General features: G+C 73.5%; 22 protein-coding genes. 6 read left to right on the forward strand and 16 right to left on the reverse strand.

The window, feature by feature from the left end:
• Positions 1–105: 105 nt before the first annotated feature.
• The 5 genes from ACZ4E1_RS27890 to infC all read right to left on the reverse strand — a co-directional run bounded on the left by ACZ4E1_RS27890 (position 106) and on the right by infC (position 3760).
• A complete protein-coding gene (locus ACZ4E1_RS27890) occupies positions 106–1194 on the reverse strand; it encodes a sensor histidine kinase (protein WP_467544253.1) in 1089 nt (362 codons plus the stop codon).
• Between the two features lie 55 nt (positions 1195–1249).
• Entirely contained in the window at positions 1250–2089 is an 840-nt protein-coding gene (locus ACZ4E1_RS27895; protein WP_467544256.1) for a TrmH family RNA methyltransferase, read from the reverse strand.
• Between the two features lie 175 nt (positions 2090–2264).
• Complete coding sequence (rplT, locus tag ACZ4E1_RS27900; protein WP_017241732.1) at positions 2265–2651, reverse strand: 50S ribosomal protein L20; 387 nt, start codon at positions 2649–2651, stop codon at positions 2265–2267.
• A gap of 98 nt (positions 2652–2749) precedes the next feature.
• Entirely contained in the window at positions 2750–2944 is a 195-nt protein-coding gene (gene rpmI, locus ACZ4E1_RS27905; protein ID WP_003977225.1) for a 50S ribosomal protein L35, read from the reverse strand.
• 123 nt (positions 2945–3067) lie between these two features.
• A complete protein-coding gene (infC, locus tag ACZ4E1_RS27910; RefSeq protein WP_467544260.1) occupies positions 3068–3760 on the reverse strand; it encodes a translation initiation factor IF-3 in 693 nt (230 codons plus the stop codon).
• Positions 3761–4127: 367 nt separating this feature from the next.
• Here infC and ACZ4E1_RS27915 point away from each other — a divergent pair, with 367 nt between their 5' ends.
• Positions 4128–4505 carry a DUF1844 domain-containing protein gene (locus ACZ4E1_RS27915; protein WP_188339929.1) on the forward strand — a complete coding sequence of 126 codons (378 nt, stop codon included), beginning with the start codon at positions 4128–4130 and terminating at the stop codon, positions 4503–4505.
• Between the two features lie 25 nt (positions 4506–4530).
• Here the strand turns inward: ACZ4E1_RS27915 and ACZ4E1_RS27920 are convergent, their stop codons facing one another.
• Entirely contained in the window at positions 4531–5271 is a 741-nt protein-coding gene (locus ACZ4E1_RS27920; RefSeq protein ID WP_467544264.1) for an SseB family protein, read from the reverse strand.
• A gap of 77 nt (positions 5272–5348) precedes the next feature.
• Between ACZ4E1_RS27920 and ACZ4E1_RS27925 the strand changes: the two genes are divergently transcribed.
• Positions 5349–6068, forward strand: coding sequence for a serine hydrolase (locus ACZ4E1_RS27925; RefSeq protein ID WP_467544267.1), 720 nt, complete (start codon positions 5349–5351; stop codon positions 6066–6068).
• Here ACZ4E1_RS27925 and mycP read toward each other — a convergent pair.
• Positions 6052–7218 (reverse strand): type VII secretion-associated serine protease mycosin, encoded by a 1167-nt coding sequence (gene mycP / locus ACZ4E1_RS27930; RefSeq protein WP_467544269.1) that lies wholly within the window; start codon positions 7216–7218, stop codon positions 6052–6054. The genes ACZ4E1_RS27925 and mycP overlap by 17 nt on opposite strands.
• Positions 7215–8408 (reverse strand): hypothetical protein, encoded by a 1194-nt coding sequence (locus ACZ4E1_RS27935; protein ID WP_467544271.1) that lies wholly within the window; start codon positions 8406–8408, stop codon positions 7215–7217. Before ACZ4E1_RS27935 ends, mycP begins: the two co-directional genes overlap by 4 nt.
• Before the next feature lie 202 nt (positions 8409–8610).
• Between ACZ4E1_RS27935 and ACZ4E1_RS27940 the strand changes: the two genes are divergently transcribed.
• Positions 8611–9813, forward strand: coding sequence for an amino acid deaminase/aldolase (locus ACZ4E1_RS27940; protein WP_467544274.1), 1203 nt, complete (start codon positions 8611–8613; stop codon positions 9811–9813).
• 12 nt (positions 9814–9825) lie between these two features.
• On the opposite strand, the gene ACZ4E1_RS27945 is transcribed toward ACZ4E1_RS27940, so the two are convergent.
• From ACZ4E1_RS27945 to ACZ4E1_RS27965, 5 genes are all read right to left on the reverse strand, one after another.
• Positions 9826–10752, reverse strand: a complete 927-nt coding sequence (locus ACZ4E1_RS27945) for a DUF2510 domain-containing protein (RefSeq protein WP_467544276.1) — start codon at positions 10750–10752, stop codon at positions 9826–9828.
• Positions 10753–10781: 29 nt separating this feature from the next.
• Positions 10782–12092: an HAD family hydrolase gene (locus tag ACZ4E1_RS27950; RefSeq protein ID WP_467544278.1), complete on the reverse strand. Its 1311-nt coding sequence runs from the start codon at positions 12090–12092 to the stop codon at positions 10782–10784.
• 67 nt (positions 12093–12159) lie between these two features.
• Entirely contained in the window at positions 12160–12942 is a 783-nt protein-coding gene (locus ACZ4E1_RS27955; RefSeq protein WP_467544280.1) for a 3-oxoacyl-ACP reductase, read from the reverse strand.
• Between the two features lie 7 nt (positions 12943–12949).
• A complete protein-coding gene (locus tag ACZ4E1_RS27960; RefSeq protein ID WP_467544283.1) occupies positions 12950–14326 on the reverse strand; it encodes an aldehyde dehydrogenase family protein in 1377 nt (458 codons plus the stop codon).
• Positions 14327–14328: 2 nt separating this feature from the next.
• Positions 14329–15693, reverse strand: coding sequence for a glutamine synthetase family protein (locus ACZ4E1_RS27965; RefSeq protein ID WP_467544286.1), 1365 nt, complete (start codon positions 15691–15693; stop codon positions 14329–14331).
• Between the two features lie 87 nt (positions 15694–15780).
• Between ACZ4E1_RS27965 and ACZ4E1_RS27970 the strand changes: the two genes are divergently transcribed.
• Complete coding sequence (locus ACZ4E1_RS27970) at positions 15781–16497, forward strand: FadR/GntR family transcriptional regulator (RefSeq protein ID WP_467544289.1); 717 nt, start codon at positions 15781–15783, stop codon at positions 16495–16497.
• Positions 16498–16650: 153 nt separating this feature from the next.
• Complete coding sequence (locus ACZ4E1_RS27975; RefSeq protein ID WP_467544291.1) at positions 16651–17349, forward strand: gamma-glutamyl-gamma-aminobutyrate hydrolase family protein; 699 nt, start codon at positions 16651–16653, stop codon at positions 17347–17349.
• A gap of 560 nt (positions 17350–17909) precedes the next feature.
• Here ACZ4E1_RS27975 and ACZ4E1_RS27980 read toward each other — a convergent pair.
• Entirely contained in the window at positions 17910–18914 is a 1005-nt protein-coding gene (locus ACZ4E1_RS27980) for a LysR family transcriptional regulator (RefSeq protein WP_467544293.1), read from the reverse strand.
• Between the two features lie 70 nt (positions 18915–18984).
• Between ACZ4E1_RS27980 and ACZ4E1_RS27985 the strand changes: the two genes are divergently transcribed.
• Positions 18985–20097 carry a TDT family transporter gene (locus ACZ4E1_RS27985; protein ID WP_467544295.1) on the forward strand — a complete coding sequence of 371 codons (1113 nt, stop codon included), beginning with the start codon at positions 18985–18987 and terminating at the stop codon, positions 20095–20097.
• A gap of 138 nt (positions 20098–20235) precedes the next feature.
• Here the strand turns inward: ACZ4E1_RS27985 and ACZ4E1_RS27990 are convergent, their stop codons facing one another.
• Together ACZ4E1_RS27990 and ACZ4E1_RS27995 are read right to left on the reverse strand one after the other, a co-directional pair.
• Positions 20236–20946: a helical backbone metal receptor gene (locus ACZ4E1_RS27990; RefSeq protein WP_467544297.1), complete on the reverse strand. Its 711-nt coding sequence runs from the start codon at positions 20944–20946 to the stop codon at positions 20236–20238.
• Between the two features lie 8 nt (positions 20947–20954).
• Positions 20955–21557, reverse strand: coding sequence for a helix-turn-helix domain-containing protein (locus ACZ4E1_RS27995; protein ID WP_467544299.1), 603 nt, complete (start codon positions 21555–21557; stop codon positions 20955–20957).
• Positions 21558–21702 lie beyond the last annotated feature (145 nt).

The following is a 21702-nucleotide window of genomic DNA, read 5'->3' on the forward strand; positions in this document are numbered from 1 at the left end:
GTCCCTGTCTTTGGGACGAACCGTCTCTGATCTGGAGACGCAATGTGCCAAAGGACGAGTCTAGCGGGGGTGAGGTGGGTGACTGCGCCCGTGGGGCCGGTCTGCTCAGGCGTTGAGATACGCCGGCGTGGCCACGGGCAGCATAAATCGGAACCGGGCGCCGCCGCCGGGCGCGCGCCCGACCGTGATCGAACCCCCGTGGGCCTCGACGATGCCCTTCACGATGTACAGGCCGAGCCCGGTGCCGCCGCGCTTGCTGCCCCGCCAGAAGCGGGTGAAGACGCGGTTCATGGACTCCTCCGGGATGCCGGGCCCCTCGTCGCTCACGGTGACCGACGCGCCGACGGGGTCGGTGGGCTCGACGTCTATGGTGACGGTTCCCTCACCGTGGCGCACCGCGTTTTCCAGGAGATTGCTGAGGACCTGGTCGACCTTGTCGGGGTCGGCCCACACCCTGGGCAGCGGCTGGGTGACCCGGAGCAGGAACCGGTCGGCGGGCTGTCCGGAGGCGACGTGGGCCTGGATGTGCCGGGAGACGGCGGCCGCCACGTCGACGGGCTGGCGGCGCACCTCCAGCCGGCCGGAGTCGATACGGGAGATGTCGAGCAGCTCGGCGATCAGCCGGGTCACGCGGTTGGCGTCGGCGTCGACGGTCTCCAGCATGAGCCGCTTCTGCTCGTCGGTGAACCGCTCCCACTTCGCGAGCAGGGTCGCGGTGAACCCCTTGACGGAGGTGAGCGGGGAGCGCAGTTCGTGGGCGACGGTGGCGATCAGCTCGGCGTGACTGCGCTCGGTGCGGCGCCTGGCCTCGGTGTCGCGGATCGAGACGACGACCCGGCGCACGGGACCGGTGGGGCGGCTGCGCACGTACCGGGCGGTGACGAGGACCTCCCGGCCGCCGGGCAGCAGCAGGTTCCGCTCGGGCTGGCCGACCCGGATCGCGAGTCCGCCGTACGGGTCGGTGAGCTGCCACCAGCGCCGGCCCTCCAGGTCCTCCAGCGGCAGCGCACGCTCCAGCGGGGCGCCCAGGGCGCGCTCGGCGGGGACGGCGGTGATGCGCTCGGCGGCGGCGTTGAAGCAGACGACACGGCCGCCCTCGTCGGCGACGACGAGCCCGTCGGAGAGGTCGTCGGGGTCCAGGCCGGGTCCCGCGGGGTCGCTCACCCGCGCGGGCCTGCTGGTGCGGACTGTCATCTCCCCGTACCCCACCTCTCGAAACGGCGCAGTGGGCCCCGAGTCCGTCACCCTACTAGCTGGACGTGACGGACCGGCACCCTCCGGGCGCGCGCTGTGCCCGCGCGGACGCGTACAGGCACACGGCGGCGGCGGTCGCGAGGTTGAGGCTCTCGGCCTTGCCGTGGATGGGGACGCGGACGACGGCGTCGGCGAGGGAGCGGGTCTCCTCGGGCAGGCCCCAGGCCTCGTTGCCGAAGACCCAGGCGGTCGGGGTGCCCATGGTGCCCTGGTCGAGTTCGTCGTCGAGGTCGTCGTCCCCGGCACCGTCGGCGGCGAGGATGCGCACGCCGGCGGCCTTGAGTCCGGCGACGGCCTGCTCGACGGGGACGCCGACGGCGACCGGCAGATGGAACAGGGAGCCGACCGAGGCACGGACGGCCTTCGGGTTGTAGAGGTCGACGGAGGCGTCGGTGAGGATCACGGCCTCGGCGCCCGCGGCGTCGGCGCAGCGCAGCACGGTGCCGGCGTTCCCGGGGTCGCGGACGTGGGCGAGGACGGCGACCAGCTTCGGCCGGGCGGCGAGGATCTCCTCGAACGGCGTGTCCAGGAAGCGGCAGACACCGACGAGGCCCTGCGGGGTGACGGTGGTGGAGATGTCGGCGATGACGCTCTCGTCGGCGAGGTGCACCCCGGCGCCGGCGGCGTGGGCCTCACCCACGATGTCGGCGTAGCGCTCCGCGGCGTCGACGGTGGTGAACATCTCGACGAGCCCGCCGTGCGCGGCGGCCTCCCGCACGGCCTGCGGCCCCTCGGCGAGGAACAACCGCTCCTTCCCCCGGAAATTCCGCTTCCCGAGCCGCCGGGCGGCGGAGACACGAGACGACTTGGGAGAGATCAGTTCGGGGCTAACCATGAGGACTCACCTAGGGGCAAGCGCCCCCGAAGGGGCGCGGGGAACTGCGCGACCAGCCACAACGGACCCGCACACGGCAGACGACAACAACGGGGCAGACGGGCTGCCGAACGCACTCGGACCCGCAAGCGCTCGGCTTGCGGGTCCGAATATCACGTCCGGCTCAGCGGAGCGCTCAGGCGGCAGCCTTGGGCGCGTTCACGTCGGCCGGAAGCGCCTTCTGCGCAACCTCGACCAGCGCGGCGAACGCGTTGATGTCGTTGACGGCCAGCTCCGCGAGGATCTTGCGGTCCACCTCGATGTTGGCGGCCTTCAGACCCTGGATGAGGCGGTTGTACGTCATGCCGTTCTGGCGGGCAGCGGCGTTGATGCGCTGGATCCACAGCTGACGGAAGTCGCCCTTGCGCTTCTTGCGGTCGTTGTAGTTGTAGACCAGGGAGTGGGTGACCTGCTCCTTGGCCTTGCGGTACAGGCGCGAACGCTGACCGCGGTAGCCGCTGGCGGCCTCGAGGATCGCCCGACGCTTCTTGTGCGCGTTCACCGCGCGCTTGACGCGTGCCACTTTGTAACTCCTTGTAGCGGGGCCGGGGTTGTCTTCACCCGACCCGAATTCGAATAGGTCCCGGTCAGTCGATGCTCAGGGTGCTCAGCACCCGAGCATCACTTGCCGAGAAGCTTCTTGATCTTCGCGGCGTCGCCCGGGGCCATCTCGGCGTTGCCGGTGAGGCGACGCGTCACGCGGGACGACTTGTGCTCGAGCAGGTGGCGCTTGCCGGCGCGCTCACGGAGCACCTTGCCGGAGCCGGTGATCTTGAAGCGCTTGCTGGCACCGCTGTGCGACTTGTTCTTCGGCATAGCGCCGTTCTCTCCTCGTCAGTGGCGCTCCCGGCCGGTCCGTGCCAGAGGCCCGGACCGGCCGTGGGGGAACGTCAGTTGTGTCAGTTGGTATCCGGGGCGCACAGGCTGTGCGCCGTCGGATCATGCCTCGGCAGGAGCCTCGGCGGGGGCTTCGACGTCGGCCTCGACCTGGGTCTCGGCCTCGGTCTCAGCCGCGTTCTGCGACTTGCCCGGGTTGGCCTTCGCGTCGGCCTTACGTGCGGCCTGCGCCTCACGGGCCTCGGCCATGGCCTCGGTCTTCTTCTTGTGCGGACCGAGAACCATGATCATGTTTCGGCCGTCCTGCTTCGGGTTCGACTCGACGAAACCGAGGTCCTGGACGTCCTCCGCGAGACGCTGCAGCAGTCGGTAGCCGAGCTCCGGCCGGGACTGCTCGCGACCACGGAACATGATCGTGATCTTGACCTTGTCGCCCTGCTTGAGGAACCGGACGACGTGACCCTTCTTGGTGTCATAGTCGTGCGGGTCGATCTTCGGCCGGAGCTTCATCTCCTTGATGACCGTGTGCGCCTGGTTCTTGCGCGCCTCACGGGCCTTCATGGCCGATTCGTACTTGAACTTCCCGTAGTCCATGAGCTTGCAGACGGGCGGACGGGCGTTCGCCGCCACCTCGACCAGGTCGAGGTCGTACTCCTGAGCAAGCTCAAGGGCCTTGGCAAGCGGAACAATCCCGACCTGCTCGCCGCTGGGACCGACAAGTCGCACTTCGGGAACGCGAATCCGGTCGTTGATGCGGGGCTCGGCGCTGATGGATCCTCCTCGGTAGCACCACACGACGGTCTGGCGGACCGCCGCGTAACGTCTGTTACGTAAGTACCAACCGCGCCGAGACACAGAAAATGCCCCGGACGGTACACAGGCGGGGCTCCAAGACTTACCGGAACACCGCCACGGCGGACCGCGGGGCGCTGTTCGGACGGCTCCATCGTCCGTACGGAACGATGGTGGCCGTCTGACCGGTGACCCGCCGCCCTGAGGGCGGCCAGGTGGGAGATCGGAGCCTCCACTTGTGGGCCGGTCACCTGGGTCACGAGGACGTGGGCATCCGGCCGGTCGTCACACAAGGTTAGCAGCACTTGGGCGGTGGTCCCAACCGGGTGCGCGGCGCGACGCCGGCCGCGGTCCGCATATCGTGGAGCCCATGAGTGACGCGACCCCCGCTGCTGCCCCCGACGCCCCCGACACGCCCGACTACGACGCCCTGACCCGCGACATCGCGGAGGTGCCCGCCGTCGAGGTCATCGTGACGGTCGCGGTGAACCTGATGAGCGCCGCCGCGGTGAAGCTGGGCCTCACCGAGGAGGGCGACGCCCACAAGGACCTCGACGAGGCACGGAAGCTGGTGTCCGCCCTCGCCGGTCTGCTCGACGCGAGCGCCACCGAGATCAGCTCGTTCCACGCGGCTCCGCTGCGGGACGGCCTGAAGTCGCTGCAGCTCGCCTTCCGCGAGGCCTCGATCGTGCCGGACGAGCCCGGCCAGGGCCCGGGTGAGAAGTACACGGGCGCCGTCTACGGCTGACGTGAGAACGTGACCCGTGCGCTCCTCAGGGGCGCACGTACAAGGGCTCGCCGGAGGGCGTGGTCCCGGCCGGCAGCAGTGCCAGGTCGAGGCCGCCCACCAGGCGGGCCCTCAGTGTTTCGTCGGCGGCGACGCGCGCCGCGAGGGAGCGGGCGGTCGCCTGGACGTCGGCGTCCGCGTCGAGGACGAGGGCGAGGGTGCCGTCGGTGCCGCTGGAGGGGCCCGGGCCCAGGTGGGCGCGGACGATCGCGGGCTCGGCGGCGACCGCGGTGCGCACCGCCTCCACGACCGCGGGGTCGGCCAGCGGGTCCGTGTCGGTGCGCCCCTCCGCGAGCGCGTACAGGGCGGGGCCCGTCAGCTCGTACGGGACCGGGCCGGCGAGGTCGATGACGACGGTGTCGGCCTTCTCGTGGGCGGCGGCCTGGAGCGCCTGGTGCAGCGGGACGGCGACCGGGCGGGCGGCGGGGTCCCACAGGGCGAGGGACGCGGTCGAGGTGAAGGCGGGCAGCGCCTTGCGGTCGCCGGCCTTGAGGGTCGGGACCGCCATGTCGCTGGTCTTCTCGCGGCGCAGCCCGTTCTCGTCCTCCTCGACCTCGCCGAGCACGGCCACGATGGGCACGAGCAGGCGGGCGTCCTTGAGGGCGGCCAGGACCGGGCCGTGCGCGCTGCGGTCGGCCGACCAGGCGGCCAGGGCCTCGGCGAGACGCGGGTCCGCGGAGCCGTCGTCGTCGGAGTAGCCGGGGTCGGGAATGTTCTTGTTCGCCACGTTCACCGACCCTACCGAGCGGGCCCGGACCGCACCGCGGCGGACCCTCGCACCGGGCGGGCACTACCGTCTGCGCCATGGACTCCGCCCTCGCCGCAGCCGTGGACCCCGTCGTCGAGGGGCACGGTGGGCGGCTGTCGGTCGCGGTGCTCGATGTGGCGGGCGGCGGATCGGCCGCGTACGCGCCGGACGGGGGCACCTACGACACGGCGAGTGTCGTGAAGCTCGGTGTGCTGTGCGCGCTGCTGCTGAGCGCGCAGGACGCGGGGCGGGAGCCGACCGCGCGGGAGCGGGCGCTGGCCGCCGCGATGATCGAGCGCAGCGACAACGCGGCGACGACCGAGCTCTGGGACGCCCTGGGGCGGGCGGAGGGGCTCGACGCGGCGCACGCGCGGCTCGGGCTGACCGGGACCGCGGGCGGGGCCGGGCCCTTGTGGGGGCTGACGCGGACGACGGCCGGTGATCAGGTCGCGCTGCTCCGGCAGGTGTTCGGGGTCGGTGACGGGCTGGTCCTGAGCGCGGCTTCGCGGTCCTGGGTCCGGGAGCTGATGGGCCGGGTCGTGCCCGGGCAGGCGTGGGGCGTGTCGGCGGCCGGCGCCGCCGAGCTGAAGAACGGCTGGCTGCCGCGCAGCACCACCGGACTGTGGGTCGTGAACAGCGTCGGGCGGGTGCGCGCGGACGGGCGGCATGCCCTGGTGGCCGTGCTGTCCGACGGAAGCCCGACGATGGACGCCGGGGTCGCGGTGGTGGAGGCGGTGGCGCGCGCGGCGGTGGGCGTCGTCAGCGGCGGCGGCTGAGGCGGTGGCCTCGCCAGAGGTAGACGGCTGTGCCGAGGAGCAGGACGCCGAGGCCGCCCGCGACCGGGCCGGCCCAGGGGGTGCCCGCGGCGTCGTCCGGGTCGTCGGGGCCCGGGCCGAAGTACCGGTCTCCGTACGCGGCCGAGGTCAGGCCCTTCGGTTTGAGCTTCGCGCCGGCGCGGATCGCGGCGGCCGGGTCGACGAGGCCGTAGCCGCGCGAGTCGTCCCGGCCGCCCGACGGCGGGTTCTGGGCGGTGTCCTCCAGGAGCTTCTTGATCTGGGCGGGGTCCAGGCCCGGGTGCGCGGCGCGGACCAGGGCGACGGCGCCGGATACGAACGCGGAGGCGGCGCTGGTGCCCCAGGCCGAGTAGTACTTGCGGTCGGGGTCGGCGGTGACGATGTTGCGGCCGGGGGCGGCGACCGTGGCGTACCAGCGACGGGTGGAGAACGAGGCGCGGGTGCCGGAGGAGTCGACCGCGGTGGCGGTGATGACGCCCGGGTAGGCGGCCGGGTACGAGATGTGGTCGCCCTTCTCGCCGCCGTTGCCCGCGGAGGCCACGACGGAGACGCCCTTCTTCAGCGCGTACTGGACGGCGGCGTCCTCGTCGGCCTCGGGGTGGGCGGTGTCGGAGTCGTCGCCCAGCGAGAGGTTGATGACGTCGGCGCCGTGGTCGACGGCCCAGCGGATGCCCCGGGCGAGGGCGTCGCCTCGGGTCTCGCGGGCCTTGGCCCGGGCGGGGTCGCCGTCCTCCAGGATGACGCGCACGGGCAGGATCCGCGCTTCGGGGGCGACGCCGACGACACCGTCGCCGTCGCCCTCGCCGTGCCCGTGACCGGCGATGATGCCTGCTATGGCGGTGCCGTGGCGGGCCCAGGGGCGGTCGCCGCGCTCGGCGCCGAATCCGACGAGGTCCTTGCCGGTGAGGACGTTGCCCTCGAGGTCGGGGTGGCGGTCGTCGACGCCCGTGTCGAGGACCGCGACCGTGATGCCCCGGCCCTTGGTGGTGCGCCAGGCCTCCTGGGTGTGCATCGCGGCGAGGCCCCACTGCTGGGCGCGGACCGCGTCGGCGTGCGCTGCGGTCGACGGGACCAGGGCGACGGCGGCCGCGGTGGCGGTGACGAGGGCGATCCGGTGGGCGCGGCGGGTCATGACGGCTGCTCCATGGACTTCTGGACGGCCTTGCGCAGCCCGCGCTCGATCCGGTCGGCGACGCCCTGGGCCTCGTGGCCGAGTCCGGCCTGGGCGGGGGCGCTGCCGGCGCCCTGCTTCATGGCCTCGGCGGCGGGCTGCGGGTCGGCGACGGTGCGTCCGTCGGCGAAACCGGAGACGGCGTAGACGACGACCGGGGCGTCGGTGAGGACGTGGATCGTCCAGGAGGCGCGCTGGGCGTCGCCGAAGCCGGCGGCGGGGGTGCCCTCGGCGGCGTAGGGGCGGGGCATGAGGTCGTCGCGGCGGTCCAGGCCCTGCTCGGTGAACCGGCCGTGCAGTGCCTGGGTGGCCTCGGCGTCGGCCTTGGTGAAGAGCAGGCCGACGGTGGTGACGCTGCTCTGGGTGGCGTCGACGTAGGTGGCGCGCAGCAGGCGCAGGCAGCCGGCGGAGCGCAGGGCCTTGTGGAGCAGCGGGTCGAGGGCCTTGGCGCAGCCGCTGTCGGGGGCGACGGCGATCCGGGTCCAGGTGCGGTCGGAGCCGCCGGGGCCCGCGCCCTCGCCCTTGAGCGTGCGCGGGAACAGGGTGTCGACCGGGACGCTGTGCCACAGAGCGGCGGCGTCGTGGTACGTGGTCTGCGCGGAGACGGCGGGGCCGTCGTCCTCGCCGGTCAGCAGGAAGCCGGTGGTGGCGCCGCCGAGCAGGCCCATGCCGAGCACCAGGCAGGCCGCGGCGGCGGCAGCGCGGGGTGCGATGCGGTGGGTCAGGTGGCCGAGGGGGCGCAGGCGGGTGGTGCGGTCGTCGTACTGGCGCGGAGGGGGTGGTGAGGGGACGAAGGGGCGGCCCGCGGTGGTCGGGTCCGGGGTGAGGTCGACGCGGCCCGGGGCCCGGCGGGGCGGGGGCGGGGTGTGCGGGCCCGTGCCCGGGTGGGGCGGGATCGGGCGCAGGCGGGTCGTGGTCTCGGTGGCGGGGGCCTCCGGCGGGAGCGGGACCGACTGCGCGCCGTGAGAGGTGGGTGCGGCGCCGGCGCGGCCGGTCGCGCTCCTGGCGGGGCTGTCCGTGCCCGGCGCCGGTTGCGGAGGGGTGTCCGGGAAGCGGGAGGACGGGGTGGGGGGAGGAGGCGTCGCCGGGCGCTTCGGGGCGTCGTCCGGGAAGCGCGAGGAGGCGGTGGGGGGCGGGGGCGTCGAGGGCAACGGGGGGACCGTCGCGGGAGGTTGGGCAGGGCGTGGCGGGACGCGCCGGGCTTCCGTGCTCATGCCTCCCCGTTTCGTCAGCCTGCGTGCGCGTCACTCTAACGGGCCAGGGCAGGTCAGCGGGTCCCCAGGCGGCGGGCTCGGCCGATCTGCCCGGATCGTCCCTCTACCCTGCGGTAATCAGGTCTGGCAGGCTTCGGCCATGACACCGCGCGCCGCCGACCGCGCCCGCTTCGACCGGGCCACCGCACATCTCGACGCCCCCGTGGCGATCGTCGACCTCGACGCCTTCGACGCCAACGCCGAGGACCTGGTCCGCCGTGCGGCGGGCAAGCCGGTCCGGGTGGCGAGCAAGTCGGTCCGGTGCCGGACCCTGCTGGAGCGGGTGCTGGCGAAGGACGGGTTCGCCGGGGTCATGTCGTTCACGCTGGCCGAGTCGATCTGGCTCGCGCGCTCGGGCGTGGAGGACGTGCTGCTCGCATACCCGTCGGCGGACCGGAGCGGTTTCGCGGAGCTCGCGCACGATCCGAAGCTGGCCGGCGCGGTCACCGTGATGGTCGACGACCCGGCGCAGCTGAAGCTGATCGACGCGGCGCGCGACGGCGGTCGCGAGGAGATCCGGGTGTGCCTGGAGCTCGACACGTCGTGGCGGGTGCTGGGCGGTCGGGTCCGGATCGGCGCGCTGCGCTCTCCGCTGCGCACGCCGGAGCAACTCGCCGAGCTGGCCCGTGTGGTGGACCGGCGGCCCGGGTTCCGGCTGGTCGGCCTGATGGCGTACGAGGGCCATGTGGCCGGGGTCGGGGACGCGGTCGCGGGGCGGCCGGTGCGCTCGCGGGCGATCCGGCTGATGCAGGCGGCGGCGCGCAAGGAGCTGGCGGTGCGCCGGGCCGAGGTGGTGCGGGCGGTGCGCGCGGTGGTTCCGGACCTGGAGTTCGTGAACGGGGGCGGCACGGGCAGCGTGCAGCACACGGCGGCCGAGGACGCGGTGACGGAGATCGCGGCCGGGTCGGGGCTGTACGTGCCGCGGCTCTTCGACAACTACACGTCGTTCAGCGCGCGTCCCGCCGCGCTGTTCGCCCAGCCGGTGGTGCGCCGGCCCGGGGTCGGCGTGGTGACCGTGCTCGGCGGCGGCTATCCGGCCTCGGGCGCGGCGGGCCCGGACCGGCTGCCGGTGCCGTATCTGCCGGAGGGGCTGCGCTACGACGCGCAGGAGGGCCCGGGCGAGGTGCAGACGCCGCTGCTCGGCGCGGCGGCCGACGATCTGCTGATCGGCGACAAGGTGTGGTTCCGGCACGCGAAGGCCGGTGAGCTGTGCGAGCGGTTCGAGGTGCTGCACCTGGTGTCCGGGGACACGGTGACGGAGACGGTGCCGACGTACCGCGGCGAGGGCTACACGTTCCTGTAGCCCTCCGGGTGCCTACTGGCTCGGGCCGACGGTGCTGCCCACTCCCCCGCCGCCGGTGCCGTCGACCGCGCGGATGCCCTTGACGATCTTGTCGAGGTCGGTGAGCGGCGGGGACTCGGAGCTCACGTCGAGGGTGCAGCGGACCGCGACGAGCGCCTCGGAGCCGGAGCTGGACGGGAAGACCACGGACTGGACGTAGCCGCCGGCGCCCTCGGCGGTGGTGACCTTCCAGCGCACGAGCCAGCCCGCGCGCCCGGCGACCCCGATCTGCCGGGACGCGACGACTTTGTGTCCGGTCATGCCGCCGAAGGGGCGCCGCCCGATGGAGTCGGTGTCGTAGGCCCGGTCGGCGGCATCCTTGACGTCGTCCTTCGCCAGCTTCTCGGGGTCGGTCTCGTCGGTGCTGGTGACGGTGTGCGTGGAGACAGTGCCGCGGCGGCACATGCCCTGGTCGAAGGGGCAGTCGTAGGTGTCCGGCGTGGTGATGAACGTGTAGTCGTCGGCGACGTTCTCGGCCTTCTGCCAGCCGTCCAGGACGGGCAGCGTGATGCCGTTGAGCTCGTCGGTGACGCGTGAGGGGTCCTCGCTGGGCGAGGGCGCCGGGGCGCTGCTCACGGCCTCGGAGGACTGCGGCGGCGCGGAGGGCTGCGCGGACGAGGGGGCCGTACGGGTCTTGGGGTCCTCCTCGTCGCCCCCGAAGGCGACGATGCCGCCGGCGACGATCGCTGTGACGAGGGCGACGCCGGCGGCGATCACGGCCACGACCTTGCCGCGCCCGCCGCCGGAGGACGGCTGCGGCGCGGGCGGGGGCGGGGGCGGCGGAGGTCCCTGCGGGGCCGGCTGCCTGCGGTGCTGGGTCCACGCGGCCCCGTCCCACCAGCGTTCGGTGGACGGGGCCTTGGGATCCGGGTACCAGCCCGGCGGCGGCGTCATGCTCATCCCGGCACTCTAAGGCGCCGCCCTGATGATCAGTACTCCGTCACCGCCTGGTACGCGGAGTCGGCCTGATCCGGCACCGTTGTGCCGTCCTCGCGCAGGAGGGGGCCGAAGCCGCCCTCGGGGCGGTTCCAGGCCGCCGTGGAGCACGGGTAGGTGCCGGACTTGCGCGGCAGCGGCTCGATGAACATCGGGTTGGCGACCCAGCGTCCGTCGGCGTTGTCGTAGGCGCGGCACATGATCTCGTTCTTGTTCCGGTTCAGGACGAGGTGCGCGCCGGTCGCGTCGCCGACGAAGGTGACGTCGGTGTCTGCGTCGCCGCCGCCGAGGGCGATGCGCTTGCCCCAGCGCTGCTGCTCCCAGGCCGCCTTCCCCTTGATGTGGAAGATGTCCTGGTTGATCCAGCAGCGCTTGCCGTCGATGTACGGGATGGCCTCGCCCTTGTTGATCGGGACGCCGCCGCAGCCCTCGTTGTACGGCGTGATGCGGCCTCGCTCGTCGAGGACAGAGCGGATGGCGATGGTGTGCGCGCGGTCGATGCCGACACCCTTCGACCACACCTCGGTGACCGGTTCGGAGCCGGCGGAGACGATGTAGACGTCGAACCCGGCGCGCTGGAGCGTGCGGATGAGGTCGCGCTGCTGTTCGTAGTAGCGGACGTAGCCGGGGATGGTGTGGGTGCCGAGTTTCTGGGTGGCGCCGACGGGGGCGGCGAGGGCCTCCTCGCGGGCGGCGGCCGCGTAGGACTCGAGCTCGGGGACGGTGTGTCCGGCGAAGAGCTGCGGGACCCAGGCGTACTGGGGCACGGTGCGGCGGTGGTTCCACGTGCCGGCGAAGGCGGCGGCGCCGCTCATCGTCCTGCCGGACTCACGGATGTTGAAGATCTCGTCCGTGCAGTCGGTGTCGGTGGAGGTGGGCAGCGGGGCGCCGACGGGCACGGCGGTGCCGCACGCGGCGGTGAGCGCGCGGTCGGCCTCGTCGGTCATCCAGCGGCTGGTGTCCTTCCAGCGGCCGGGGCGCAGGATCTTGTCGTGCTTCAGCGACCAGGCGATGGTCGCGTCGGTGACGTCGTTCTTGGAGACGGTGTTGTCCCAGTCGAAGGCGGCGACGGGGCGCGGGCCGCGGTGGCCCGCGCAGGTGCCGCGTTCGTCGATCACGCGCTGGAGCTTCGCCCGGTTGTCCCCGTACCAGGGGAGCTTCTGCGACAGCTGCGGGCAGTGCCGGGCGGTCGTGGGGGTGGTGGGTGCGGACGTGGCGGCGGCCGCGGGGGTGGTCAGGGTCGCGGCCGCCATGAGTGCGGCGACCGCGGCCGAAGTCCACGCGGCAACATGTCTGTTACGCATGCGAGTGGACCGTACATGAACCTGTGGGGCGTGCCGAGGGTGCCGACTCCGTGTGTTGCGGCGGGGTCTAGAGAGGCGTCACGTACGCGCCGGCGATGCCGCCGTCGACGAGGAAGTCGGTGGCGTTGACGAACGAGGAGTCGTCGCTGGCGAGGAAGGCGACGGCCGCCGCGATCTCGTCGGCCCGGGCGAAGCGGCCGACCGGGATGTGCACGAGGCGGCGCGCGGCGCGCTCCGGGTCCTTGGCGAACAACTCTTGCAGGAGCGGGGTGTCGACGGGTCCGGGGCACAGGGCGTTGACCCGGATGCCCTCGCGGGCGAACTGGACGCCGAGTTCGCGGGACATGGCGAGGACGCCGCCCTTGGACGCGGTGTAGGAGATCTGGGAGGTGGCGGCGCCCATCCGGGCCACGAAGCTGGCCGTGTTGATGATGGAGCCCCGGCCCTGTTCCCGCATGTAGGGGATGGCGGCCTTGCAGCACAGGTAGACGGAGGTGAGGTTGACCTCCTGGACGCGCTTCCAGGCTTCGAGGCCGGTGTCGAGGATGGAGTCGTCGTCGGGGGGCGAGATGCCGGCGTTGTTGAAGGCGATGTCGACGGAGCCGTAGGTCTCGTACGCGGTGCGGAACAGGGCCTCGACCTGTTCGGCGTCGGTGACGTCGACCTGGACGAAGGTGCCGCCGACGGCGTCGGCCGCGCTCTTTCCGGCGGCGGCGTCGATGTCGCCACAGACGACGTGGGCGCCTTCGGAGGCGAGGCGGTGGGCGGTGGCGAGGCCGATGCCGCTGCCGGCTCCGGTGATGACGGCGGTGCGGCCGACGAGACGGCGGCAGACGATGTCCTTGGTCATGGGGTGATCAGGCCTCCGTGCTCAGGAAGACGTTCTTGGTCTCGGTGAAGGCGGTCAGGGCGTCGGGGCCGAGTTCGCGGCCGAGGCCGGACTGTTTGAAGCCGCCGAACGGGGTCCAGTAGCGGACGCTGGAGTGCGAGTTGACGGACAGGTTCCCGGCGCGGACGGCGGCGCTGACGCGCAGGGCGCGGCCCACGTCCCGGGTCCAGATGGAGCCGGAGAGGCCGTACGGGCCGGCGTCGGCGAGCCGGATCGCCTCGGCCTCGTCGGTGAAGGGCAGCAGGACGGCGACGGGGCCGAAGATCTCCTCGACGGCGGCCTGGGAGTCGGGCGCCTCGCCGGTGAGGACGGTCGGCGGGAACCAGAAGCCGGGACCGCCGGGCGCGGTGCCGCGGACGGCGGGGGCGTCGTCGGCCACGAAGTGCCGTACGCGGTCCAGCTGTTGGCGGGAGATGAGCGGGCCCATCTGTGTCTTCTCGTCGAGCGGGTCGCCGACGACGACGGCGCCGATCGCGTCCGTGAGGCGGGCGACGGCCTCCTCGTACACGGATTCCTGGACGAGGATCCGGGTGCGGGCGCAGCAGTCCTGGCCGGAGTTGTCGAGGAAGGAGAAGGGGTCGAGGGCGGAGCCGAGGTCGGCGTCGGCGAAGACGATGTTGGGGCTCTTGCCGCCGAGTTCGAGGGTGACGGGCTTGATCCGCGCGGCGCAGCGCTCCATGACCTCGCGGCCGGTGCGGGTCGAGCCGGTGAAGACGATCTTCGCGACGTCGGGGTGGTCGACGAGGGCGCGGCCCGTGACGCTCCCGTGGCCGGGCAGCACCTGGAACAGGTGCTCGGGCAGGCCGGCCTCCAGGGCGAGCTCGGCCAGGCGCAGGGCGGTGAGCGGGGTGGTCTCGGCCGGTTTGAGGACGACCGCGTTGCCGGCCGCGAGGGCGGGGGCGGCGCCCCAGGCGGCGATCGGCATCGGGAAGTTCCAGGGGGCGATGACGCCGACGACGCCGAGCGGTTCGTGGAAGGTGATGTTCCAGCCGCCGGGGGCGGGGATCTGCGCGCCGTTGAGGCGTTCGGCGCCGCCGGCCGCGTAGAGCAGCAGGTCGCGGACGTTGCCCGCCTCCCAGCGGGCGTTGCCGACGAGGTGTCCGGCCTCGCGGACCTCCAGTTGCGCGAGTTCTTCGAGGTGGGCGTCGACGGTGTCGGCGAAGCGGCGCAGGAGGCGGGCGCGGTCGGCGGGGGCCGCCGCGGCCCAGGCGCGCTGGGCGGTGACCGCGCGGCGTACGGCCCGGTCGGTGTCGGCCGCGTCGGCGGCGGGGACGGTGGCGACCACCTCTTCGGTGGCGGGGTTCAGGACGGTCAGCGTGCTCGGGTCGGTGTTCCGGTCGGACAAGGTCACAGCCTCTCGAATCCTCGGCGGAGCTCCCAGTCGGTGACGGCGGCGTCGTACGCGTCGAGCTCGACCCGCGCCGTGTTCAGGTAGTGGGCGACGACCTCGTCGCCGAAGGCGGCCTTCGCGACCGGGCTGTTCGCCCACAGTTCGGCGGCCTCGCGCAGGGTGGTGGGGACGTGCTCGTACGCGGCGGCGTACGCGTTCCCCGGGCAGGCGTCGGGGAGTTCGAGGCCCTGCTCCACTCCGTGCAGTCCGGCGGCGATCAGGCCCGCGACGGCGAGGTGCGGGTTGACGTCGCCGCCGGGCAGCCGGTTCTCGAAGCGGAGCGAGCGGCCGTGGCCGACGACGCGCAGCGCGCAGGTCCGGTTGTCGTGGCCCCAGGCGACGGCGGTCGGCGCGAAGGAGCCGGGCTGGAACCGCTTGTACGAGTTGATGTTCGGGGCGTACAGGAGGGAGAAGTCGCGCAGGGCGGCGAGCTGGCCCGCGAGGAAGTGCCGCATGAGCGGGCTCATGCCGTCGGGGTCGTCGCCCGCGAACGCGGGGGCGCCGTCGGCGTCGGTGAGCGAGAAGTGGATGTGGCAGGAGTTGCCCTCGCGCTCGTTGTACTTCGCCATGAAGGTGAGCGAGGCGCCTTCCTGCGCGGCGATCTCCTTGGCGCCCGTCTTGTAGATGGCGTGCTGGTCACAGGTGACGAGGGCCTCGTCGTAGCGGAAGGCGATCTCGTGCTGGCCCGGGTTGCACTCGCCCTTGGCGGACTCGACGGTGAGGCCCGCGCCCGCCATCTCGTTGCGGATGCGGCGCAGCAGGGGTTCGATGCGGCCGGTGCCGAGGACGGAGTAGTCGATGTTGTACTGATTGGCCGGGGTGAGGCCGCGGTAGTTCGCGTCCCAGGCCTGTTCGTAGGTGTCCTTGAAGACGATGAACTCCAGCTCGGTGCCGACCTGGGCGGTCAGGCCGAGCTCCGCGAGCCGGTCGAGCTGGCGGCGCAGGATCTGCCGGGGCGCGGCGACGACGGGCGAGCCGTCCTCCCAGGCGAGGTCGGCGACGAGCAGGGCCGTGCCCTCGTTCCAGGGGACCCGGCGCAGGGTGCTCAGGTCGGGGTGCATCGCGAAGTCGCCGTAGCCGCGGTCCCAGGAGGACATCGCGAAGCCGTCGACGGTGTTCATCTCGGTGTCGACGGCCAGCAGGTAGTTGCAGCCCTCGGTGCCGTGGTGGAGGACCTCGTCGAGGAAGAAGCGGGCGGCGAACCGCTTGCCCTGGAGCCGGCCCTGCATGTCGGGGAAGGCCAGGACGACCGTGTCGATCTCGCCGCTCGCGACCAGGGCGTGCAACTCCTCGACGGTCAGCGGGGGTGTGCGGTCTGCCACGGTGAAAGCCTCCTCGGGGATGCTTCTGGACGGCCGGGAGTCATAAGGTATTGCGCGCAACCATTGCTGGGAAGGGGACCCGTCCATATGTCGCTCGACAGGTCGTACGCCGCGGTGCTGCGGCCGGTGCGCGCGGGGAACGGGTTCGAGGAGGCGCTGGAGCAGATCCTCCAGGTCGTCCGGCTCGGTCTGGTGCCGGGGGGTGAACGGCTGCCCGCCGAGCGGGAGTTGGCGGAGCGGCTCGGCATCAGCCGGGTGACGCTGCGGGAGGTCCTGAAGGTGCTGCAGGACCAGGGCCTGGTCGAGTCGCGGCGCGGGCGCTACGGCGGCACGTTCGTGCGGCCCCGGCCGGAGGCGGCGGGCGAGACCGAACTGCGGCGCCGGGTCGAGGGCGTCGACGTGGAGGACACACTGCGCTTCCGTGAGGTCCTGGAGGTCGGCGCGGCCGGGCTGTGCGCGGCGCACGGACTCGCCCCGGAGCAGGCCGGCCGGCTGCGGGCGGCGCTCGCCGGCACCCATGACGCTCCGCTGGCCGAGTACCGGCGCCGCGACACGCTCCTGCACCTCACCCTCGCGGAGCTCTCCGGATCCCCGTCCCTGGCCGCGCAGTACGCGGCGGTCCGCGCCGGGGTGAACGACCTGCTCGACTGCATCCCGCTGCTCGTGCGGAACCTGGAGCACTCGCAGCGCCAGCACACCGCGCTGGTGGAGGCGGTGCTCGACGGGGACGCGGACGGCGCGCGTGAGGTGATGCGCGAGCACTGCGCCGGCACGGCGGCGCTCCTGCGCGGCTTCCTGACCTGACCAAAGGTACGGGTTCAGGCCATTGCCCGACCGGCGCGGTGACCGCATGCTGAACGCGACCGCGCCCCGCACGGCGATCTCGTACCCTCGGCCCCTGACCGGCCCTGAAGGGCAGTTCGAGGGCGCGGCGACCGACCCGGGGAGCACAGCACGATGGTGAGCAGGCCGCTGATCGGCATCAGCACCTATCTGGAGAACAAGGCCAGTTGGGGCGTGTGGGAGCTGCCCGCGGCGCTGCTCCCGGCCGGCTATCCGCAGATCGTGCAGCGCTCCGGCGGACTGGCCGCGATGGTCCCGCCGGACGATCCGCGGCACGCCCCCTCGGTGGTCGCGCGGCTCGACGGACTGGTGGTCGCGGGCGGCCCGGACGTGGAGCCCGGCAAGTACGGGGCCGCGCGCGATCCGCGTACGGGGCCGGCCGCGCCCGAGCGGGACGCGTGGGAACTGGCCCTGATCCGCGCCGCGTTGACCTCCGGCACTCCGCTGCTGGGGATCTGCCGGGGCATGCAGCTGCTGAACGTGGCGCTCGGCGGGACGCTGACGCAGCACATCGAGGGGCATGTGAAGGAGACCGGCGTGTTCGGCCGGCACACGGTGACCTCGGTGCCGGGCACCCGGTTCGGCGAGCTGGTGCCCGAGCCGTCCGAGGTCCCGACCTATCACCACCAGGCCGTCGACCGGCTGGGCCGGGGCCTGGTGGCCTCGGCGCACGCGGCGGACGGCACGGTGGAGGCCGTCGAACTGCCCGGCATGTCCTGGGTGATCGGGGTGCAGTGGCATCCGGAGATGGGCGAGGACGCGCGAGTCACCGAGGGCCTGGTCCGCGCGGCCTCGGCCCCACACGGGTTCTGACCCACCCCCCGGGGGGCCTGGGAAGTCGGCCGCTGCGAGGCGTTCACGCCGGGCCCCCTGGCTCCGCACCCTGGCGGGCCTCAGCCCAGACCCGGCACGTCGCCGGCGTACGGCGCCTCTCCCACCCTGCGGCGAAAGCTCCGCGCGCCTGGAATCGTCCGCGGCCCCGGGACCGGCCCGGACCCAAACGGTGCGCCGACCATGGGTCCGCCCCCGGCCGCGCCGAGACATCCGCGCCGGGCCCCACGATTCCGCGCCCCGGCGGGCCTCAGCCGTCCGTGCGGATCAGACCCGGCAGGTCGCGGGCCTACGGCGTCACTCCCGCCCTGAGACAAGCTCCGCGCACCCGGACCCTCGCGACGCGCAGACCACAGGCCCGCGCCCCGACGCCCACCCGGGACCGACGACTCCGCGCCCTGGCGGGCCACAGCCGTCCGTACGCAGATCGCGGGCGTACGGCGTCACTCCCGCCCTGAGGCCAAGCTCCGTGGGCCCGCCCCCGGCCGCGCCCAGGCGGCCACCCGGGCCCGGGCCCCACCACTCCGTACCCCGGCCGGGCCTCAGCCGTCCGTGCGAGTCAGGCCGAGGAGGTCGCGGGCCGGGCCCACCGGGGGGTGGCCCGTCGGCCAGACCGCCCGCAGTGAGCGGGTCAGGGTCGCGCCTTCCAGCGGGATGCGGACCAGGCGGCGGGACGCCAGTTCCTCGCCGACGGCCAGTTCGCTGAGTACGGAGGGACCGGCGCCGCCGACCGCCGCGGCCTTCACCGCCGTGGTGGAGGACAGTTCGATCAGCGGGCGGGCGAGTCCGCCGAGCGCCGCCTCCAGGACCTGGCGGGTGCCGGAACCCTCCTCGCGCAGGATGAGCGGGGTCGCGGCCAGTTCCTCGGCGGCGAGCGGCTTGCGGCGGCGCGACCACGGGTGGCTCGGGGCCGTCACGACGATCAGCCGGTCGTGGGCGACGATCGCCGAGTCCAGGCCCGCCGGCACCGACAGCCCCTCGACGAAACCGAGGTCCGCCTCACCGGCGAGGAGCCGCTCGGCGACCGCCGTCGAGTTCCCCGCGAGCAGGGAGACCGCCGTGTCGGGCCGCGCGGCCCGCAGGGCGAGCAGCCAGCGGGGCAGCAGATACTCGGCGATCGTCATGCTGGCCGCGACCCGCAGCCGGGAGTCGCGGCGCACGCGCAGCGCCTGCGCGCCCGCGTCGAACTCCTCGGCCGCCTCGACGATCCGCCGCGCCCAGTCCGTGACGAGGGCGCCGGTCTCGGTGAGCCGGGAGCCGCGCGGCGAGCGGTCGACGAGAGCGAGCCCCAACTGGCGCTCCATCGAGCGGATGCGGCTGCTGGCGGCGGGCTGGGTGATGCCGAGGCGGCGCGCGGCGGCGCCGAGGCTGCCGAGGCGGGCGACGGCGAGCAGCAGTTCCAGCGCGCCGAGGTCGGGGACGCGATGGGAGAGGACTCCCGGTGGCGCCGGTGCCGTCTCCCCCGCCGCGTCCTGCTCCGTGCCCGACGTGCCCGGTGTGCCAGATGTGCCCGTACCGCGCTCGCGCGCGCCCCGCTCCTTGCTCATAAATCCAGCTTATGCCGTGATAGCGACAAGGTCCCTGGTGGGGCGGGGCCCGCCGGGCGACCGTGGAGGCATGGTCACCGCCGTCCACCCCGCGCCCCGCTCCACCACCGGCCCCCGCGCCGCCGCCGTCCGTCACCTCGGCCCGAACTGGTACGCCGCCGTGATGGGCACCGCCATCGTCGCGAACGCGGGCGCGACGCTGCCGGGCCACGTCCCGGGCCTGCGCACCGCCTGCACGCTGGTGTGGGCCGTCTCGTTCCTGATGCTGCTCGCCCTGCTGGCGGCGCGGACCGCGCACTGGACGCACCACCGGGACCAGGCCCGCGCCCATCTCGCCGACCCGGCGGTGGCCCCGTTCTACGGCTGCCTGTCGATGGCGCTGCTCGCGGTGGGCGCGGGCACGCTGACCGTGGGGCAGGACTGGATCGGGGCGGGCGCGGCGCTCGCGATCGACACCGTGCTGTACGTCGCCGGTACCGCGATCGGGCTGGCCGCCGCCGTCACGATCCCGTACCTGATGGTCGTACGGCATCGGATCGAGCCGGGGCAGGCGTCTCCGGTGTGGCTGCTGCCCGTGGTCGCGCCGATGGTGTCGGCGGCCAGCGGGCCGCTGCTCGCGGCGCATCTGCCGGAGGGGCAGGCGCGGGCGACCCTGCTCCTGGCCTGCTACGCCCTGTTCGGCCTGAGCCTCCTCGCGACCCTGGTCATGCTTCCCGTGATCTTCGCGCGCCTGGTCACCGGCGGACCGCTGCCCCTGGTGCTGACCCCCACCCTGTTCCTGGTGCTCGGCCCGCTGGGTCAGTCGACGACGGCCACCGGCAAGATCGCCGACGCCGCGCAGGGTGTCTTCCCCGCCTCGTACGCGCACGCGTTCGGCGCGTTCGCCGTGCTGTACGGCGTGCCCGTGATGGGCTTCGCCCTGCTGTGGCTGGCGCTGGCCGCCGCGATGGTGGTGCGGGCCCGGCGCGCCGGCATGGGTTTCGCGATGACGTGGTGGGCGTTCACCTTCCCCGTCGGCACGTGTGTCACGGGCGCGGAGAGCCTGGCCGCCCACACCGGCCTCGCCGCGTTCGACGTGCTGACGGTGGCGTTGTACGCGCTGCTGGTGGCGGCCTGGGCGGTGGCGGCGGTCCAGACGGTACGGGGCCTGACCTCGGGCCGCCTGCTCGCGCCTCCGGCGTGAGGTGCGAGGCAGGGTCCGGTGGAGGTGGGTGGCGGTTCGTCGCCGGGTGCGCCTTCGGTGGGGGCTGGTCGCGCAGTTCCCCGCGCCCCTGAAATGCAGGCGCTTCGCGCCGCATTTCCCCGATGTTCGCGCGGCGCTCTAGCGCCCGGACAGGGAGGCTCCCAATACCTTTGGGGCCGTAGCCAGCGAGGGCCCGTACCAGGTGAGGCTGCGGCCGTCGACGAGGGCGGCGGGGGCGGTGAAGGCCTCCGGGCCGTCCTCGGCCGTGAAACGGTACGGCTCGTCGGGCAGCACGACCAAGTCCTTCTCGACGGCCTCCAGTTCGTCGAGCGGGACGCGGGGATAGCGCTCGCCGGCGTCCGCGTAGACGTTGGCGACGCCGAGGCGGGCGAGCAGATCCCCGGCGAAGGTGTCGCGGCCGAGGACCATCCAGGGGCGCCGCCAGATCGGGACGACGGCCCTCAGCGCGGGTTCGGGCGGCGGCAGGGCGCTCCAGGCGGCCTCGGCCTCGTCCAGCCAGCGCGGACGCGAGCGCGCCCCGCACGCGTCGAGGACGCGGTCCAGCTCGCTGAGTGCCTGCGGGAGCGCGCGGATCTCCGTGACGAGGACGGGTACGCCCGCGGCGCGCAGCGCGGCGAGGTCGGGCTCCCGGTTCTCCTCCTCGTTGGCCACGACGAGGTCGGGGGCGAGCGCGGTGATCGCGGGGACGTCGGGATTCTTGGTACCGCCGATCCGGGGCACGTCCAGCCCGGCGGGATGCGTGCACCAGTCCGTCGCGCCGGCCAGGACACCCGGCAGCGTCACCGCGATCGCCTCCGTGAGCGACGGGACCAGCGACACGACCCGCACGGCGGCGGCTACTTCGGCCCCGGCTCGTCGACGGCGTCGATGTGCTCGGCGACGGCCACGACGAGTACCCGGGTCTCGGGCACGGTCGCCCGCCAGCGGTGCCGTACGCCACCGGTCAGGTACAGGGTGTCACCGCGTCCGAGCCGGTAGGCGCGGCCCTCCGCCTCGACCTCGACGGCGCCCTCGGTCACGTAGAGCATCACGTCGTTGCGCAGCTGGAACTCGCGGCCCGGGTCGTGGTCGCCGACGAACTCCTGGGCGTGCATCTGGTGGTGGCCGCGCACGAGGGAGCGGACGACGCTGTCCCGGGGGCCCTCCTCGACGGTGCCGTCGTCGGCGCGGACCAGGTCCACGGTGCGTGCCGGGTCGGCCGCGGCGAGGAGTTCGACGGCGGTGGTGCCGAGGGCGTCGGCGACCTTCTCCAGGGAGCGGCGGCTGGGGCGGGCCCGCTCGTTCTCCACCTGGCTGAGGAAGGGCACGGAGAGGCCGGTGCGCTCGGCGACGGCGGAGAGGGTCAGCTCCAGGGAGCGGCGGCGGCGCCGGACGGCTGCGCCCACACGCAGTGTCTCCTTGTACTTGTCGTGCTCGTTGTACTTGTCCTGCTCGTCCATGACATCCGCTCCCTCCCACTGCTCCGGTTGTGCTGTACGTCTCAATGCACCCTACGCATGTTCGTCAAACAGTTTCATCCGATGGCCGAAGCCGTGGGGCGCACGAGGGGGCTCAACGGGGCGAGGGGTGGCCACGGCGCGACGC

The organism is Streptomyces sp. NPDC025806 (genome assembly GCF_055558275.1).

Bases quoted from the DNA above. Each gene is read 5' to 3' on its own strand.
- ACZ4E1_RS27985 (WP_467544295.1), top strand. From the start codon at position 18,985: ATGGTCACCGCCGTCCACCCCGCGCCCCGCTCCACCACCGGCCCCCGC.
- ACZ4E1_RS27955 (WP_467544280.1), bottom strand. From the start codon at position 12,942: ATGACCAAGGACATCGTCTGCCGCCGTCTCGTCGGCCGCACCGCCGTC.
- rpmI (WP_003977225.1), bottom strand. From the start codon at position 2,944: ATGCCGAAGAACAAGTCGCACAGCGGTGCCAGCAAGCGCTTCAAGATC.
- ACZ4E1_RS27915 (WP_188339929.1), top strand. From the start codon at position 4,128: ATGAGTGACGCGACCCCCGCTGCTGCCCCCGACGCCCCCGACACGCCC.
- ACZ4E1_RS27945 (WP_467544276.1), bottom strand. From the start codon at position 10,752: ATGAGCATGACGCCGCCGCCGGGCTGGTACCCGGATCCCAAGGCCCCG.
- ACZ4E1_RS27895 (WP_467544256.1), bottom strand. From the start codon at position 2,089: ATGGTTAGCCCCGAACTGATCTCTCCCAAGTCGTCTCGTGTCTCCGCC.
- ACZ4E1_RS27940 (WP_467544274.1), top strand. From the start codon at position 8,611: ATGACACCGCGCGCCGCCGACCGCGCCCGCTTCGACCGGGCCACCGCA.
- ACZ4E1_RS27980 (WP_467544293.1), bottom strand. From the start codon at position 18,914: ATGAGCAAGGAGCGGGGCGCGCGCGAGCGCGGTACGGGCACATCTGGC.
- ACZ4E1_RS27925 (WP_467544267.1), top strand. From the start codon at position 5,349: ATGGACTCCGCCCTCGCCGCAGCCGTGGACCCCGTCGTCGAGGGGCAC.
- ACZ4E1_RS27890 (WP_467544253.1), bottom strand. From the start codon at position 1,194: ATGACAGTCCGCACCAGCAGGCCCGCGCGGGTGAGCGACCCCGCGGGA.
- mycP (WP_467544269.1), bottom strand. From the start codon at position 7,218: ATGACCCGCCGCGCCCACCGGATCGCCCTCGTCACCGCCACCGCGGCC.
- ACZ4E1_RS27950 (WP_467544278.1), bottom strand. From the start codon at position 12,092: ATGCGTAACAGACATGTTGCCGCGTGGACTTCGGCCGCGGTCGCCGCA.
- ACZ4E1_RS27975 (WP_467544291.1), top strand. From the start codon at position 16,651: ATGGTGAGCAGGCCGCTGATCGGCATCAGCACCTATCTGGAGAACAAG.
- ACZ4E1_RS27995 (WP_467544299.1), bottom strand. From the start codon at position 21,557: ATGGACGAGCAGGACAAGTACAACGAGCACGACAAGTACAAGGAGACA.
- ACZ4E1_RS27970 (WP_467544289.1), top strand. From the start codon at position 15,781: ATGTCGCTCGACAGGTCGTACGCCGCGGTGCTGCGGCCGGTGCGCGCG.